Raw genomic sequence first — 16,059 nt, forward strand, 5'->3', positions numbered from 1 at the left:
GAGCCTGACCGAGCCTCTGTGACACAGGCGGTCTTCGGAGTGTGTCGAATTTGGTCGCATTGCGCCCAAATGTGGCGGAGAGTGCTTAGCATTGCAGTCAATGTCTCAGATATCCGAACCGCGCCCCGACGGGGTTGCGCTCCCCGAAGGACCAGACGTGATCGGCTCGACGATTGCCGAGATCGGTGCAGAGCTCGTCGATTTCCGCCGCGATGTCCACGCGCATCCGGAACTGTCCTTTCAGGAGTTCGACACCACGGACAAGATCGTGGCCCGCCTGGAGGCAGCCGGTCTTGCGCCTCGGCGACTCGAGGGCACCGGCGTCGTCTGCGAGGTCGGTAACGGCCCGGTGGCGTTGGGCCTGCGTGCCGACATCGACGCTCTGCCCATCGACGACCTCATCGATGAGGACTTCGCCTCGACCGTGCCCGGAGTCGCCCACGCCTGCGGTCACGACGTGCACCTCACGGGCCTCGTCGGCGCCGCCATCGCCTTGCAGCGACTCCACGAATCGACCCCCGGCGGCCTCGGCGGAAGCGTGCGACTCATCTTCCAGCCCGGTGAGGAGGTCACCCCGGGCGGTGCGCTGCGCGTCATCTCCCAGGGTGTGCTCGACGACGTTCCCGAGGTCTACGCCCTCCACTGCGACCCCAACGTCGATGTCGGCCGGATCGGCTCGCGCATCGGAGCGATCACCGCCGCCGGCGACACCGTCATCATCCGCCTGACCGGGCACGGCGGGCACACCTCAAGGCCGCACCTGACCGAGGACCTCGTCTACGCGCTGGGCAAACTCGCCACCGACCTGCCCTCCACCTTGGGCCGCCTCATCGATCCGCGCCACGCGATCTCCCTCGTGTGGGGTGAGATCAGCGCCGGCCACGCGGCCAACGTCGTCCCCAGCGAGGGCATCCTGCGCGGAACCCTGCGCTGCCTCGACGTCGACGGCTGGAACCAGGTCGCCGAGGTGCTGCCCGAGCTCGTCGAGCGCATCGCCGGCCCCTACGGAGTCACCGTCGACCTCGACCATCGACGAGGTGTGCCGCCGGTGGTCAACACCGAAGACCAGGTCGCGCTCATCGAATCCGCCGTCCGCGGTGAACTCGGCGAGAACTCCGTCCAGCTGACTCCGCAGTCCATGGGCGGGGAGGACTTCGCCTGGTACCTCACGCACTGCCCCGGAGCACTGGTGCGCATGGGCACCCGCACCCCCGGAGGAACGACGTACGATATCCATCAGGGCGATCTGCTCATCGACGAGGGCAGCATCGAGATCGCCGCCCGCATCTTCACCGCCACCGCGCTGAAGGTCCTCGAACGAAGCTGACGCCCCACCGGTGACTCAGACAGACCCGATAACCTTGGAGCCATGAGAGTGAAGGTCATGAACACGGTCCTGGGCGCCGGCGTCAGCGCGCTGAGCCTGGCGGCACTGAGCGCCTGCTCGGTGACGGCACCCGAACCGCTCGAAGACTCCACCCTCGGGTGCATGATCTCGGCCCCCGCCGGTTTCGACGATCACTCGTCCGGGGCACTGACCCTGGCGGAGACGGAACTGGCGCGCGCGGCGGGACTGTTCTCCGCCACCTCGAGTCAGCGGGTCACGAACTCCTCGGCCACCTCGGAGGCTCTGCAGAGGATGAGCGACCAGGACTGCGCACTGACGACGGTGCTCGGACCCGGCGGCGCAGACGAACTCGCCGACCACGCCAGGAGCAGTCCCGACGGGGTCTTCCTCGGCGTCGCCAGCGGGCACAAGGATTTCCCAGACAATGTACTCAGCATCGACTTCGACCTCGTGCCGCCGGCATTCATCGCCGGCTACATCGCCGCGACCGCCAGCGAAACGGGCAAGGTCGGCACTGTCGTGTCGCAGGGCTTCCCCGAAGCGGAGAAGATCCTGACCGCGTTCGACGCCGGAGTCGACCTCTACAACGACGAGTCCGACGAGGACGTCGACGAGGTGAAGTCCTTCCGCGGCGACGCGGCCACGGGCCGAACCGTGGCCGACACCGGCGAGGCGGGCAAGACGTTCTTCGACACGGCCGATGACGCCGACGTCGATGTCGTCGTTCCCTTCGGTTCGGCGGCGGCGAAGGGCGTGGTCAATGCCGCGACGAAGACGATGCGGGAGATGCGCACCGCAGAGCCGGAGGACGGCGACGATGACGAGGCGGCAGTGCCGAAGATCATCTGGTACGGGGAATCCGGGGCCTTCTCCGACACGATCATCGCGACCATCGAGCCCAACATCCGCAGGGGACTGCGGAGCATGTTCCCCGAATGGCCGCAGAGCAAGAACCCCGACGAGGTGGCCGAAGACGCGCAGGAGGATCCCGTCGACATGGGCGGCTTCCTCGTCGCCGACCACCACTACACTGGCACGATCGACAACGGGGGCGTGAGGATCGCGGCCGAGGACGGTTTCCTCAGCCGGGTCTCGGACGCCGGACGCAGCATCACCGACCTGCGGGAGCGGATCAAGAGCGGCGAAATCGACCCGGAGAAGTCCTGAGGCCGGCCCCGGCGACATCGCTGATGCCCGCCGATTCTTCCATCGTTCGCACACGCGGATCCGATAAGCTGTGCGGGTGTTGAATAATCCCGCCGGCGTCGCAGCAGACGACCCGATCCTGCAGTTGCCCAAAATCTCCCTCCACGATCACCTCGACGGTGGCCTGCGCCCGGCCACGATGATCGAACTGGCCGCGTCGATCGGCCATGAACTGCCCGCCACGGAACCCGAGGCGCTGGCGAAGTGGTACCGCGACTCCGCGAGCTCCGGTGACCTCGTCCGCTACCTCGAGACCTTCTCGCACACCGTCGCCGTGATGCAGAACCGTGAGGGTCTGATGCGTGTGGCCAAGGAATGGGTCCTCGACCAGGTCGCCGACGGCGTCTTCTACGCCGAGGCCCGGTGGGCGCCCGAACAGCATCTGGAAGGCGGACTCGAACTCGACGAGGTCGTCGAAGCTGTCCAGGAAGGACTCGAGGCCGGAGTGATCGAAGCCTCCTCCGACGGCAAGTTCATCCGCGTCGGCCAGATCATCACCGCAATGCGCCAGGCGGACAATTCCCTGGCGATCGCGGAATTGGCGATCCGGCATCGTGAGAAGGGATCGGAGTCCGGGGTCGTGGGCTTCGACATCGCCGGGCCGGAGAACGGGTTCCCGCCCTCGGCTCACCTGTCGGCATTCAACGCGCTCCACCAGGCCTACGTGCCCGTGACGATCCACGCCGGTGAGGCCGCCGGAAAGGATTCGATCCACGAAGCTCTCACCATCTGCCACGCGCAGCGCCTCGGCCACGGAGCCCGCATCGTCGAGGACATGGACATCGTCGAGGGGGAAGGACAGCTCGGCAGCCTGGCCGCCTGGGTCCTCGACCAGCAGATCCCGCTCGAACTGTGCCCCAGCTCGAATCTGCAGACCGACATCGGCGGCACCATCGCCTCCCACCCGATCACCGGGCTCAAGGACCTGGGCTTCGCCGTCACCATCAACCCGGACAACCGACTGATGTCGGCGACCTCGGTCACGCAAGAGATGCGTCTGCTCGTCGACGAGGCCGGCTGGACCCAGACGGACCTCGAATGGGCCACCGTCAACGCGGTCACCGCGGCGTTCCTGCCGCTCGACGTGCGCGAGCGCATGCTCGACGAGATCCTCATCCCAGGATTCGCCCGGGTGAACATTTGAATTCGAGGGACGAAGAGTCGTCGGGCCCGGCCGGTTCGTCAGGGCCGGCCGGGCACGGTGTTCCGACTCCGCGGGCGATGCTGTTGGTCGTCGTGGTGCTGGGCCTCCAGGCGCTGGGCCTCCTCGGGTCGGCTCTGTCGTTCGTCCTCACCGCCATCAGCGCCGGCCCCTTGGCCAGTTCGCTGTTGGGGCTGGCGGTCATGTTCGTCATCTTCGCAGCCGGGGTCGTCGCTGCCGCACGTGGCTCGTGGAAGCTGCACCGCTGGGCGCGACCGGCCGCGATCGCCTTCGAGCTCCTCGTCATCGTCTTCGCCTTCAGTGTCATCGGCGGATCTCTGTGGCTCGGCCTGGGGTGCCTGGTCACGGCGCTCGCAGTGCTCCTGGGCTATTTCCTGCCCCCGGTCGTCGACGCATACAACCGGGCGCTGGCGGACTAGGAAGGACCGGCAGGCAGGGAGCGCGCACAGGCAGGGGCTCAGTCCGTGGTCGGGACTGTGACCGCCTGTCTGCCGCCATTGCCGTAAGCCGCTCATCGCGTGCCCGGACGCGTCAGCTTGCCGGCGGCGCCCATCTCTGCACGCTCTCGGCCTGCGCGGCCGCCAGTCGCGAGGGAACAGCGGTGAATGCTGCGTCGCGAATGGCTGAGAGCAATGGGGAACGGAGCTGGAAGACGGCCCCGAGCAGGCGTGACTTCGCCGCGATCGACTGGCTGCGCTTCTTCCGCAGCTGATCGTAGCGGCGAAGAGGACGGTCGATGCGTGCCGGCGTGACCGTCGGACCCGCCGCGCTCGTTGCCCCAGCGGAGCCTGTCGACTTCGCCGCGCTCGCCGATCCGCCGGAGCCGTCCGAATGCGTGGACTTCTCGATCAGCGGCACCAGCAGCGTTGTCAGCGTCGCGGCGTCCTCGAGCGCCTGACCGCCGCCCTGGCCGAGGTTCGGAGTCATCGCGTGCGCGGCATCGCCGAGGAGGACGATCCGTCCCCGATGATAGCTCGGCAGGGGAGCGGCGAGGTCCGAAATCGCGGTGCGTGCGATGCGGCCCGCCGGCGTCGTCTCGATCAGTTCCACGATCGGCGTATGCCAGCCGGAGAACAGATCCCGCACTGCTGACTTCTCATTTGCGAAGCTTGCGTCCTTCGGCATGTTCGCGACGGCGAACCAGTAGACCCGTCCGTCCTTGAGCGGGGCGATGCCGAAGCGCAGTCCCCGGCCCACGGTCTCACCTGCGGCACCATCGAGGTCGACCGGGCGGTCCGTGATCCCGCGCCAACACGAATAGCCCGCATACCGAGCTCCGATTCCGGGTTCGACGGCTTCCCTGATCCGGCTGTGGAGTCCGTCGGCACCGATGACGAGGTCGAAGTGCTCCCGGCGGTCACGCGTGCTGACCATACCGTCGACAGTCGCCGAGGTGACCTCCGCCGAGGTCCGCACCGTTGCCTCCTCGAGGGCGTCGTGGAGGACCCGGTGCAGATCCGCGCGGTCGACGATGCGCAGCTCGCCCACGGAGTCACTCGGCACTTGTGCGATCCACCGCCCGTCGGGACGTCGTTGGCCGGCGTCGAAGGATTCGGCCTGTTTGTCCGTGATGGCCGCGAACCGAGGCCCGAGCCCCAGTGATTCGAGGGCTCTGAGACCATTGGCGAAGATCGACAGGCCCGAACCGCCGGCACGCACCTCGGCGGCCTTCTCGAATACGGTGACGTCCGCACCTGCCCGCTGCAGTCCGACGGCGGCGGAGAGCCCGCCGATGCCGGCTCCGACGATTGCGATCCTCACCCTGGCCTCCGTTCGACGAGCAGGCTGCTCGGCTGCCTGCCGTTACTGATCGAGGTACTCGCCGCAGGCCTCGGTGAGGAAGTCGCCGGCGACTCCGCCTTCCTTGTTGAGGCTGACCGCGGTCTTCTGGATGCCCCACCATACCTGTGGCGAACCGCCCCACTGCTGGCGGAGGTCTTCGCGTTTGTCGGGGTCGTCCGCGAGATCGTCGGCGGCCAGCGAGATCCTCTCCTGTGCGTCATCGGCCGTGCACCGGGCCTCGTCATCGGGGCCCTTCGGATCGAGTTCGGGAACGTCGTCGGAGTCCTTCGTCGTCAGCGTATACGCGGAGTCGCCGATCTCCTCGACGGTGAAGGTTCCGTGGATGAGCAGGAACGGCGACTTCTCGGTGTCGATGTCGGCGGCATCGACGGTCACACTCACGCTGTCCGGGGTATCGGCGGTGACGGTGGCCTCACCGGAGTCGGGGACGTCGGGATTTCCGGTGTGGACGTAGACCTTGAGGTAGGCCTCGGACTTCTTCTCGGCCGCTTCGGCGAGGCCCTGCCAGAGGGGATCGACATCCTTCGCGCCGCCGGGGGAGGAATCGACGACGGAGATCTCCGGTGCGTCGTCCGGAGTCTCGATCGGGGTGACCTCCTCCTCACTGACGGACGGGCGCTCTTGCGGCCGGGTCTCCTCTGAGGTGGGAACGCAGGCTGTCGTCGTGGCCAGCACTGCGGCAGTGGTCAGGAGGGCAAGGGAGCGAATTCGCATGGTTCCTCGAAAGCAGGTCGTCGTGGCGGTTCCGGGCCCGGGCACCGATCTCGCCCTCCAGCCTAATCCGAGAGGCATCCGCGACCTCGGCGGACTCGCTGGTCGGGCACCGATTGCTCCGATGGGGCCGTGCTGATGGTGCCGTTCGGTGTGCCTCCGATCGCCCCGGGGTCGTGGTGACTCGGGCGAGCGGGAGTCTCCGGCGGGTTGTTCGGTCCGGGAGTGACCGGCGGGCTATTCGGTCCGGGTGGACATGAGGTCGGAAAGGCGGGTGCGCTGCGCTCCGTCGGCGTCGAAGTTGTCCTCGTCGAGCCACCGGACGTAGGCCGCGCGCAGGCGGGGCCACTCCGAGTCGATGATCGAGAACCACGCGGTGTCACGGTTGAGTCCCTTGACGACCAGGTGCTGCCGGAATACACCTTCGAAGGTGAAGCCGAAGCGGCCCGCGGCGCGCTTCGACGGGGCATTGGCGTCATCGCACTTCCACTCGAAGCGCCGGCAGCCGCTGGCGAACGCCAGGTCTGCGAAGAGGAAGAAGGCCTCCGTGGCGCCGCGGGCGCGCGCCAGGGCCGGGCCCCACAGAATGTTGCCGATCTCGATGACGCCGTTGTGCGTGTCGATGCGCATGAGCGCCTGTCGGCCCTCGGCCCGTCCGGTCCGGCGGTCGACGACGGCGAAGAACAGCGGATCCGACGTCGCGGAGGCCGCGGCCACCCACTCATCGAAGGCTGCGCGTTCGGTCTGCGGGGTCTGCGGCAGGTAACGGAACCGCTCGTCCGACCCCTCCGCCGAGGCGGCCGCGAAGAGCGAGTCCGAGTGGCGATGCGGGTCGAGGGGCTCGAGGTCGACATAGCGGCCGTGGATCGTCTCCCGCCGAGGCGGGTCGACCCTGGTCCAGTCGGTGAGGTTCTCGTCGGTCATGGGTGCTCCTCCGTCATCCCTGGTCATCGTTCGTCCGTTCCAGGTCATTCTTCGTCCGTCCCAGGTCATCGTTCGTCCGTTCCAGGTCATTCTTCGTCCGTCCCAGGTCATGCCTCGTCGGCGTCGAAGCCCGTGGACAGCTGTCGCAGCAGCGCGGCGAGCTTGCGTCGTCCGGCCGGTGTCAGGTCGCTGAGGATCTCGCGCTCCTTGACCAGCAGATCGGCCAGCGCCGAGTCGACGGTGGCGCGCCCATCGGAGGTCAACCGCACGAGCACACCTCGGCGATCTCCGGGATCGGGCAGTCGTTCGACCCATCCGGCTGTGACCAGCCGGTCGATGCGGTTGGTCATGGTGCCGCTGGTGACGAGTGTCTCCTGAAGCAGGGTGGAGGGGGAGAGCTGGTAGGGCTCACCCGATCGGCGCAGAGCCGAAAGCACGTCGAACGCCCAGCCCTCGATACCGTAGTCGTTGAAGCTCGCCTTGCGCGCCAAGTCCAGCTGGCGGGCCAGACGGGAGACCCGAGAGAGCACTTCCATCGGCGACACGTCGAGGTCCGGACGCTCGTGGCGCCACGCTGCGACAATCCGATCAACCTCGTCCATGGTCCGATTTTACGTCCAGATCAAGAATCTTTGCGCCAAAGATACTTTTTCACGAGACATTTCTTACTCATCGGCTGATTTGGCCTGCACGTTTGGATGGACGGGGTCACTTGGGAATAAAGTGGTCTTGGTTGTTGCATCCGTCAACGCACCTGCGGGGCCAAACGACCCTGCAGTAGAAACGAAGGAATACACGTGGATCTTTTCGAGTATCAAGCACGTGACCTGTTCGAAAAGCACGGAGTGCCCGTGCTCAAGGCCCAGGTCGCGACGACACCAGAGGAAGCGAAGAAGGCGGCCGAGGAGCTCGGCGGCGGAACCGTCGTCGTCAAGTCTCAGGTCAAGATCGGCGGCCGTGGCAAGGCCGGCGGCGTCAAGGTCGCGAAAAGCCCCGAAGAGGCCGAAGCTCGCGCCGGGGATATCCTGGGTCTCGACATCAAGGGCCACATCACCGAGAAGGTGATGATCGCCGAAGGCGCAGACATCGCTGAAGAATACTACTTCTCGGTTCTCCTCGACCGGTCCAACCGCACCTACCTGGCCATGTGCTCCAAGGAAGGCGGAGTGGAGATCGAGCAGCTCGCGGAGGAACGCCCCGAAGCGCTCGCCAAGATCCCGGTGTCGGCTATCGAGGGAATCGATGCCGCTAAGGCCGAAGAGATCGCCAAGGAAGCAGGATTCGACGAGGAGACCGCCGCTAAGGTGGCTCCTGTGCTGACCTCGCTGTGGACCGTCTTCGAGAAGGAAGACGCCTCACTCGTCGAGGTCAACCCGCTGGTCAAGACCGGTGCCGGTGACATCATCGCCCTCGACGGCAAGGTGTCTCTCGATGAGAACGCCGAATTCCGTCACGAAGACCACGAGGCACTGCGCGACATCAGCGCGGAGAACCCCCTCGAACTCAAGGCCAAGAAGCTCGACCTCAACTACGTCAAGCTCGACGGTGAAGTCGGAATCATCGGAAACGGTGCCGGACTCGTCATGTCGACCCTCGACGTCGTCGCCTATGCAGGTGAGAAGCACAGCAGCGTCAAGCCGGCCAACTTCCTCGACATCGGCGGCGGTGCCTCGGCGGAGGTCATGTCCAACGGACTCGACGTCATCCTCGGCGACGACCAGGTCAAGTCCGTTTTCGTCAACGTCTTCGGCGGAATCACCGCCTGTGACGCAGTTGCCAGCGGCATCGTCAAGGCGCTCGAGATCCTCGGCGACCAGGCCTCCAAGCCGCTCGTCGTCCGCCTCGACGGCAACAACGTCGAGGAGGGTCGCACGATCCTCAGGGACGCCGCGCATCCGCTCGTCACCCTGACCGACACCATGGACGGTGGAGCCGACAAGGCCGCCGAACTGGCTGCTGCCAAGTAAGGAAAGGTCTTTACACATATGTCTATCTTCCTGAATTCCGATTCGAAGATCATCGTCCAGGGCATCACCGGCGGCGAGGGAACCAAGCACACCGCACGCATGCTCGCGGCCGGATCGAACATCGTCGGCGGCGTCAACGCCCGCAAGGCCGGCACCACCGTCAAGCACAACGGCGAAGACGGCAACGAGATCGAGCTGCCCGTCTTCGGCTCCGTCTCCGAGGCGATGGAGGCCACCGGTGCAGACGTCTCTGTGGCCTTCGTGCCGCCGGCCTTCTCCAAGGCCGCGGCCATCGAAGCCATCGACGCCAAAATCGGCCTGCTCGTCATCATCACCGAGGGCATCCCGGTCCAGGACGCCGCCGAAGTCTGGGCCCGTGCGCAGGCCGCAGACAATGCGACCCGCATCATCGGACCCAACTGCCCCGGCATCATCTCCCCGGAGGCATCGCTGGCCGGCATCATCCCGGCCAACATCACCAAGAAGGGCAAGCTCGGACTGGTGTCGAAGTCCGGCACGCTGACCTACCAGATGATGTACGAACTGCGTGACCTCGGCTTCTCCACCGCCATCGGAATCGGTGGCGACCCGGTCATCGGCACCACGCACATCGATGCGCTCGAGGCCTTCGAGAACGATCCCGAGACCGAGGCCATCGTCATGATCGGCGAGATCGGGGGAGACGCCGAAGAGCGTGCCGCCGCCTACATCAAGGACAACGTGTCGAAGCCGGTCGTCGGCTACGTCGCGGGCTTCACCGCTCCCGAGGGCAAGACCATGGGCCACGCCGGCGCTATCGTCTCCGGCTCCTCGGGAACCGCTGCAGCGAAGAAGGAAGCCCTCGAGGCTGCGGGAGTGAAGGTCGGCAAGACCCCGACCGAAACCGCCGACCTCATGCGCGAACTCCTCGCCTGAGCCGGACTCGAACATAACAGCGCGGTCGAAGTGCGCGCGTTCAGCAGGCATGCTGGACCCTCAGCACTTCGACCGCGCTGTCGTCTGTCCGGACAACGTGTGCGAGTTCAGCGGCACCCATCACGCCCGACGCATCACGTATCGAAGCGCCACGCACCGTAACACCACCCACCGAACCATCACGCACCCTAAGCACCAGTTCGCACCCGACTCGCAGTCCCTCCAAGTCGTTCCGCACCCCCACTCGCCGGCACCGAATCACCCCTGTGCAACGGGTGGTTTTGGGACCGACTGTGCGGGGTAGTCGTGGGACGTTAATCTGAATGTGTGAATGACCAGACACCGCTGTCCCAGAACCCACCTGCCGAGAACAACGCGGCCCCACATGCCGACCAGGACCCGACTGACCAGGACCCGACTGCAGAGACGCCTCGGGCCCGGACCCTGCCACCGATCGACACGTCCCCGGCGGCCCATCCGCGCAACTTCGGCTCCGACAACTGGGCCGGGGCCCACCCCGAAGTCATCGCCGCCATCTCCGAGGCCAACGTCGGCCACACGCCCGGCTATGGGGGAGATCCCTGGACCGCGCGATTCCGCGAGGTGATGAAGGCCCATTTTGGTCCGAGCGCCTCGGCGTTCCCGGTCTTCAACGGCACCGGTGCCAATGTCCTCGCGCTGCAATCTGCCCTGCCGCGCTGGGCCGCGGTCATCACGGCGGAGTCCGCGCACATCAACTACGACGAGACCGGCGCCCCGGAGAAGGTCGGCGGGCTGAAGATCATCGGTGCGCCCACCCCCGACGGAAAGCTCACGCCCGAGATCATCGAACGCTCCGTCATCGGCCGCGGCAGCGAACACAACGCCCAACCCCTGGCCGTGAGCATCTCCCAATCGACCGAATGGGGCACGACCTACACAGCCGATGAGATCCGAGCGATCGCCGACACTGCGCACGGGCTCGACATGATCGTCCACGTCGACGGCTCCCGACTGGGCAATGCCGCAGCCTACCTCGACACCGACTTCAGCTCGCTGACCACCGAGACAGGCGTCGACATCGTCAGCCTGGGCGGAACGAAGAACGGGCTCCTCGGCGCCGAGGCGATCGTCGTCCTCGATGACGACATCGGCCTGGGAATGCCGTTTCTGCGGAAGATGAACCTGCAGCTGTCATCGAAGATGCGCTTCCTCTCCGCTCAGCTGAGCGCCCTCTACGACGGCGATCTGTGGCGAACCTCGGCGGATCATGCCAATGCCATGGCCAGGCGACTGGCAGACGGCCTCGCCGAGGCGGTTGCCGATGGCCGTGCCCCCGAGATCTCGATCGCAGCGGAGGTGCAGTCCAATGTCGTCTTCGTCCACATGCCGCCTGAGATCGCAGCGCGGGCGCGTCAGCGATTCGCCTTCGCCGACTGGCCCATGGCCGAGAACGTCGTACGACTCATGTGCGCCTTCGACACCACAGACGAAGACGTCGACTCCCTGATCGCAGCCATCGCAGGGACGAGCTGACTCTACTGCGTCCTGTCGGCCTTGACGGAGACGACGGGCACGTCGGAGTCGAGGATGATGCGCTGCGCGGTCGAGCCCATGATGAGTTTTCCGACGGGGGAGCGGCGTCGCGAACCGATCACGACCATGCGGGTGTCCTCGGTCGCCTCGGCGAGGGCGAGGAGCTCCTCGACCGGGTCGTTTCCGCGGAGGAACTGCAGGATCTCGTGGGAGACCTCGGAGGAGCGCAGCGCCTCTTTGAGCTCGTCCATGTCCTGGTTGGTCGCCACGCCGCGTTCGTCGGGAGTCTCTCCGATGCCTGCGTTGAGCACGATCACCGTGTCATCGAAGGCCTTTGCCTGGTCGATGCCGAATGTGACGGCAGCCTTGCCTTCGGGTGAGGGGGAATAGCCGACGAGAATTGTCATGGTCTCTCCTGATTCGACACTGGACGAAGCACCCTCAATTAGTAGCACATGTGCCCGCCGCTATGCTCGGCGAGTCTGCGTCCGTCGGACTAGACTGATCGAATGCCTGCCACCCTGCTGCCTCCGGATTCGCCTGCCCGTCAACGCAGTCAGGACCTGCAGGAACAGTTGCCCGAACTCGCCGATGTTCCTGGGTTCCCCCAGGCGAGGATCCTCACCGAGTATGTGCTCGGTCGACGCAGCGGAGAGCTCGATGTCTCGGGCCGCCCCACCGATGGCACGTTCGTGGCCGCCGAGGTGGTCGCCGGTCTTCCGCACGAGATCATCGTCGTCGATGATGCTCAAGGGGTGCAGTCACGGCTGTTGAACGAGATCGCTCCCGTTCGCACGTACAACGACAGGATCGACGAGGCCCGCACCGTCGCCGAGGTGGCAGATAGGACCAGCCCCATCGACGATCTCGCCGTCCTCGGAGCCGAAGAGCGTGCCGCAGAATCTGCCGGGGAACCGCGAATCGAATCGGGCGAGGAACCGCGGGCCGAATCGGTCGACGGCTGCGAGACCTGGGCGATCGTCAACGCCCCGAAGGCCGCCCAGGCACTGGCCGAGACCGTGGCCGCAATCCAGACTCAAGTGTCCACCGTCATCGTCATCGGTCGCAGCGACTCGATGAGCCGGGCCGTGAACAGGGAACTCGCGCGCGGCTTCGCCCGCGTCGACGTCTCACCGGGGGTCGGCAAACACCGCATGATCATCGGCAGCCGCCCCCTGTCCTCGCCCAGTCTGCCGAGCTTTCCCAAGCACGGCACCATCGACCATGCGGCCACCGGCCCCCTGCCGGTCAGGGCTCATGGTGCCTGCTTCTCGGGCGTGAAGAGCGATGAGGGCTCGGCCGCGCTGCTCGAAGCCGTGGCCGCGGCGGCGGGATCCGGCAGCCATGCTTCCGTGCTCGATCTCGGCTGTGGGAACGGGTGGCTGCTGTCCGCCGCGATGCGGGTGACAGCGGCGGCGAAGGGCACCGGTGCGGACGTGTCCAAGGCGGCGGTCGCCTCGGCGAAGGAGACTGCGGAGGCGAACGGACTCGAGGTCGAGACCGCCCTCGTCGATGCCACGGACGCCCAGGCTGTGACCGAGCCCGGTTCTGGACTGGTCGTCGGGGGCTACGACCTGATCCTGCTCAATCCGCCCTTCCACCAGGGCACGGCCATCGAAACCGACACTGCCGCCGGGCTCATGCGCACCGCATCGCTGCTCCTGGCGCCCGGAGGGCAGGTCGTCACCGTCTTCAACTCACATCTGCGCTACCGCGATTCCTTGGAGCGCCTCATCGGTCCCAGCGAGCAGGCGGCCCGGACCAGCAAGTTCACGGTCGTCCGCAGCCGCAGTCGCAGCTGACGGCCGTCATTGACGTCCCCGTCAGCGCGAGACGGCCGCAGTCAGTCGGAGACCGCGATCGGGGCTGCTTCTCCGGGCGTGACCAGGCCCGATTCGTAGGCGAGGACGACCAGCTGTGATCGATCGCGTGCCCCGAGCTTGCCGAGCAGGCGACTGGCGTATGTGCGCGAGGTCTCCGGGCTGAGGAACAGACTCGCGCCCACCTCCCGGTTCGATTCCCCGCGGCCGATGTGCGTGAGCACTTCACGTTCGCGCACGGTGAGGTCGTCGAGGATCTCGGGCCGCGGGGTCGCTCGGTTCTGGTCACTGAGTCTGCGCAGTACGGTGTTGGTCACGCCCGGTGACAGCAGCGCATCACCGCCGGCGACCGTGCGGACGGCCGCACGCAGGTCCACCGGCCGAATGTCCTTGAGCAGATAGCCGCTGGCACCGGCGGCGATCGCGGCCACGATGTCCTCGTCATCGTCGAAGGTCGTGAGCATGACGACTCTCGTGCTGTCGAGGTTCGGGTCGGAGACGATGTGCTCGGTCGCCGTGATCCCATCCATGACCGGCATGCGAATGTCCATGAGCACGACATCGGGGTGCCGTTCACGCACATGGCTGAGGCCGGCACGACCGTCTGCGGCTTCCGCGACGACCTCGATATCCCCATCGCTGACCGCAAGCTGACGCAGCCCCGTTCGGACGAGTTCCTGATCGTCGACGAGTGCGACCGTGATCATTCCGGCAGCCTCCTCGGCAGTGTCGCGCGAAGTTCGAAACCCTCGCCGGGCCTGGCCTGCGTGCTCAGATCCCCGCCGAGGAGCCTGACTCGTTCGCTCATGCCCAGCAGACCGTGCCCGCCTTCAAGAGCCGCGGCCCCGAGACCGTCGTCGACGACGGAGACCACGACCTCCTCGTCGTCGAGTCCCACGGTGACACTCAGCGCGGCGGCAGAGGAATGCCGGAGCACATTCGTGATGCCTTCCTGCACGACACGGAAGACGACCGATTCCACCGGTGAGGGCAGAGTCCCCGGGGCGAGTGAGATGTTCGACTCGACGGACATCCCTGCCTCGCGGGCACGGTCGAGCAGAGTCTCGATCCCGTCGACGCCGAGGCTGGTGCGGGTCGACTCGTCACCGGTCCGCAGCACCCGGACCATGGATCTCAGGTCCGACAGCGACCCGACGGCTTCGTCGTGGACACGTTCGAGCGCCTCGGCGACGGCGCTGTCTCCCGAGTCCGGAGCTGTGCCGGGCCCCCTGCGGTCGAGGGCCTCGAGTCCCACATTCGAATGCAGCGATATGACGGAGAGCTTGTGGCCGAGGGTGTCGTGGAGATCGCGGGAGAGCTGGAGCCGTTCGTTCTGCACGCGCTGGTCGGCCTCCTCTCTCAGACGTTCGTCCTGGAGCCGGAGCAGCTGTTCCTGTTGGGAGGCGAACCGGCGATGGGTCGCCATGGCATAGCCGAGGGTGATCGCGGCGGCGATGAGGGCGAGCGTCGAGATCGACTCCGCGCCCAGCAGACGCCCCAGCGGCAGGGAGTCGTCGCGGATCCGAAAGGCCGTGGACACAACGAAGACCACGGCTCCTGCACCGACGGAGAAGCGGGTCAGACCCACCTCGGCGGCGGAATAGAGCGCGGCCACCACGGGAAGAGCGACCCCGATCGGGGTGAGCTCGAGGCTGTAGTAGGCGAAGGTGCCGAGCACGCTGAGGACGACCACGGTCTTCGGCAGCCCGCGGCGCAGAAGGAGCACGGCACCGAAGCCGAAGGCGAAGAGATAGGACAGCGGCCGCAGCGGTGCCTCGGTGTCGGTCTGAGCCAGGACGATGATCATCGCCAGCGACGCCGCCACCGCGCCCGCGAGGACGACTTCGGTTCTCCGCACTCCCATCCCACCAGCATAGGCAACCCCGGCGCCGATGGGCACCGCCCACCGTGCACCGCGATATCGCTTCTCGACGTACCGAGACCGGCGCAGAAGTCGACGGATCGGCCGCTTTCGACGCGATGTGCTCAGGTGCCGCCCATTCCTAATCTGGATGGCATGAACTCACTTCGAGAACTCAATTGGCCGCTGCTCGTCGTCCTCGGACTCCTCGGACTCGTCCGACCGGCGGCTCGAATCACGCTTGAGGGCACCCAGCTGCCCACCGCCGTCATCGCATTGGGAATGACCGTGCTCGTGACCGGACTGTGGGCCCTGGGACTGGGACTTGCACGAGCGGCGAACCCGGTGCTCGGCGGAATCGTCGCCGGACTCGTGTACGCGATCGGCGCGATCATCCTCAGCGGCCTGCTGTCCCCGATCCTGCTGGGCCACCTCGAAGGACCACTGGCGCAGCCCTTGGCGATTGCGCCGATGCTGGCGACCAGTGGTGTCTGGGGCGCGATCGCCGGAGGCCTTGGGCTCATCGTGCGCCGAATCCGCTGGGGAACGTGGACGACGGGTCGTGTGCGGCCATGACAGAGGACCGATCCCGCCGAGGCGGCCGGACGTGGGCGCGCATCGTGGGCTCAGCGGTGCTGGGCTGCATCGGGGGAGTGCTGGCCATGATCGTCCTCAACGACCTGGTGGCGGGCATCTGGCCCGAGGCCGTGATGGTCATCGCACCGCTGAGTCTGCCCGTGGGTGCTCTGGCCGGCGCGGGCACGGCCGGAGTCCTCGCCTACCGGAGTTCCACCGGCGATCGCTGACGGCTGCCGCACCCCGCACCC

At 66.6% G+C, this 16,059-nt stretch carries 17 protein-coding genes; 10 read left to right on the forward strand and 7 right to left on the reverse strand.

The genetic code is table 11. From position 1 onward, the window contains the following. Positions 1-100: 100 nt before the first annotated feature. The 4 genes from BKA07_RS08670 (at position 101) to BKA07_RS08685 (ending at position 4,135) form a co-directional block, all read left to right on the forward strand. The gene (locus tag BKA07_RS08670; protein WP_209043915.1) at positions 101-1,327 is read left to right on the forward strand and encodes an amidohydrolase; all 1,227 of its coding nucleotides are present in this window, start codon (positions 101-103) and stop codon (positions 1,325-1,327) included. A gap of 42 nt (positions 1,328-1,369) precedes the next feature. Then, entirely contained in the window at positions 1,370-2,515 is a 1,146-nt protein-coding gene (locus BKA07_RS08675) for a BMP family ABC transporter substrate-binding protein (RefSeq protein WP_245161894.1), read from the forward strand. Positions 2,516-2,591: 76 nt separating this feature from the next. Then, positions 2,592-3,698 carry an adenosine deaminase gene (locus BKA07_RS08680; RefSeq protein WP_167950553.1) on the forward strand — a complete coding sequence of 369 codons (1,107 nt, stop codon included), beginning with the start codon at positions 2,592-2,594 and terminating at the stop codon, positions 3,696-3,698. Next, the gene (locus BKA07_RS08685) at positions 3,695-4,135 is read left to right on the forward strand and encodes a hypothetical protein (RefSeq protein WP_245161895.1); all 441 of its coding nucleotides are present in this window, start codon (positions 3,695-3,697) and stop codon (positions 4,133-4,135) included. The genes BKA07_RS08680 and BKA07_RS08685 overlap by 4 nt, the downstream gene beginning before the upstream one ends. A 112-nt stretch (positions 4,136-4,247) precedes the next feature. Here BKA07_RS08685 and BKA07_RS08690 read toward each other — a convergent pair whose 3' ends face one another. The 4 genes from BKA07_RS08690 to BKA07_RS08705 form a co-directional block, all read right to left on the reverse strand. Continuing rightward, the gene (locus tag BKA07_RS08690) at positions 4,248-5,477 is read right to left on the reverse strand and encodes an FAD-dependent monooxygenase (protein ID WP_167950554.1); all 1,230 of its coding nucleotides are present in this window, start codon (positions 5,475-5,477) and stop codon (positions 4,248-4,250) included. Positions 5,478-5,519: 42 nt separating this feature from the next. After that, complete coding sequence (locus BKA07_RS08695) at positions 5,520-6,233, reverse strand: hypothetical protein (RefSeq protein WP_167950555.1); 714 nt, start codon at positions 6,231-6,233, stop codon at positions 5,520-5,522. Between the two features lie 234 nt (positions 6,234-6,467). Then, positions 6,468-7,154 carry a GNAT family N-acetyltransferase gene (locus BKA07_RS08700; protein WP_167950556.1) on the reverse strand — a complete coding sequence of 229 codons (687 nt, stop codon included), beginning with the start codon at positions 7,152-7,154 and terminating at the stop codon, positions 6,468-6,470. 107 nt (positions 7,155-7,261) lie between these two features. Beyond that, positions 7,262-7,756: a MarR family winged helix-turn-helix transcriptional regulator gene (locus BKA07_RS08705; RefSeq protein WP_167950557.1), complete on the reverse strand. Its 495-nt coding sequence runs from the start codon at positions 7,754-7,756 to the stop codon at positions 7,262-7,264. Between the two features lie 195 nt (positions 7,757-7,951). Between BKA07_RS08705 and sucC the strand changes: the two genes are divergently transcribed. From sucC to BKA07_RS08720, 3 genes are all read left to right on the forward strand, one after another. After that, entirely contained in the window at positions 7,952-9,121 is a 1,170-nt protein-coding gene (gene sucC, locus BKA07_RS08710; RefSeq protein WP_167950558.1) for an ADP-forming succinate--CoA ligase subunit beta, read from the forward strand. Positions 9,122-9,139: 18 nt separating this feature from the next. Then, positions 9,140-10,036: a succinate--CoA ligase subunit alpha gene (gene sucD / locus BKA07_RS08715; RefSeq protein WP_167950559.1), complete on the forward strand. Its 897-nt coding sequence runs from the start codon at positions 9,140-9,142 to the stop codon at positions 10,034-10,036. Between the two features lie 327 nt (positions 10,037-10,363). Then, positions 10,364-11,551 carry a beta-eliminating lyase-related protein gene (locus tag BKA07_RS08720; RefSeq protein ID WP_167950560.1) on the forward strand — a complete coding sequence of 396 codons (1,188 nt, stop codon included), beginning with the start codon at positions 10,364-10,366 and terminating at the stop codon, positions 11,549-11,551. A gap of 2 nt (positions 11,552-11,553) precedes the next feature. Here BKA07_RS08720 and BKA07_RS08725 read toward each other — a convergent pair whose 3' ends face one another. Then, positions 11,554-11,958 carry a universal stress protein gene (locus BKA07_RS08725; RefSeq protein ID WP_167950561.1) on the reverse strand — a complete coding sequence of 135 codons (405 nt, stop codon included), beginning with the start codon at positions 11,956-11,958 and terminating at the stop codon, positions 11,554-11,556. Positions 11,959-12,060: 102 nt separating this feature from the next. On the opposite strand from BKA07_RS08725, the gene BKA07_RS08730 reads away from it, so the two are divergent. Continuing rightward, entirely contained in the window at positions 12,061-13,353 is a 1,293-nt protein-coding gene (locus BKA07_RS08730) for a class I SAM-dependent methyltransferase (RefSeq protein ID WP_167950562.1), read from the forward strand. 41 nt (positions 13,354-13,394) lie between these two features. Here the strand turns inward: BKA07_RS08730 and BKA07_RS08735 are convergent, their stop codons facing one another. Together BKA07_RS08735 and BKA07_RS08740 are read right to left on the reverse strand one after the other, a co-directional pair. Further along, positions 13,395-14,078, reverse strand: coding sequence for a response regulator (locus BKA07_RS08735; RefSeq protein WP_167950563.1), 684 nt, complete (start codon positions 14,076-14,078; stop codon positions 13,395-13,397). Further along, entirely contained in the window at positions 14,075-15,235 is a 1,161-nt protein-coding gene (locus BKA07_RS08740) for a sensor histidine kinase (RefSeq protein ID WP_167950564.1), read from the reverse strand. Before BKA07_RS08740 ends, BKA07_RS08735 begins: the two co-directional genes overlap by 4 nt. A 153-nt stretch (positions 15,236-15,388) precedes the next feature. Between BKA07_RS08740 and BKA07_RS08745 the strand changes: the two genes are divergently transcribed. Together BKA07_RS08745 and BKA07_RS08750 are read left to right on the forward strand one after the other, a co-directional pair. Continuing rightward, complete coding sequence (locus tag BKA07_RS08745; RefSeq protein ID WP_167950565.1) at positions 15,389-15,808, forward strand: DUF808 domain-containing protein; 420 nt, start codon at positions 15,389-15,391, stop codon at positions 15,806-15,808. Continuing rightward, on the forward strand, positions 15,805-16,038 hold the full coding sequence (locus tag BKA07_RS08750) for a hypothetical protein (protein ID WP_167950566.1): 234 nt from the start codon (positions 15,805-15,807) through the stop codon (positions 16,036-16,038). The genes BKA07_RS08745 and BKA07_RS08750 overlap by 4 nt, the downstream gene beginning before the upstream one ends. The last annotated feature ends 21 nt before the right edge of the window (positions 16,039-16,059 follow it).

The sequence above is a fragment of the Brevibacterium marinum genome, assembly GCF_011927955.1.
Lineage (GTDB): Bacteria > Actinomycetota > Actinomycetes > Actinomycetales > Brevibacteriaceae > Brevibacterium > Brevibacterium marinum.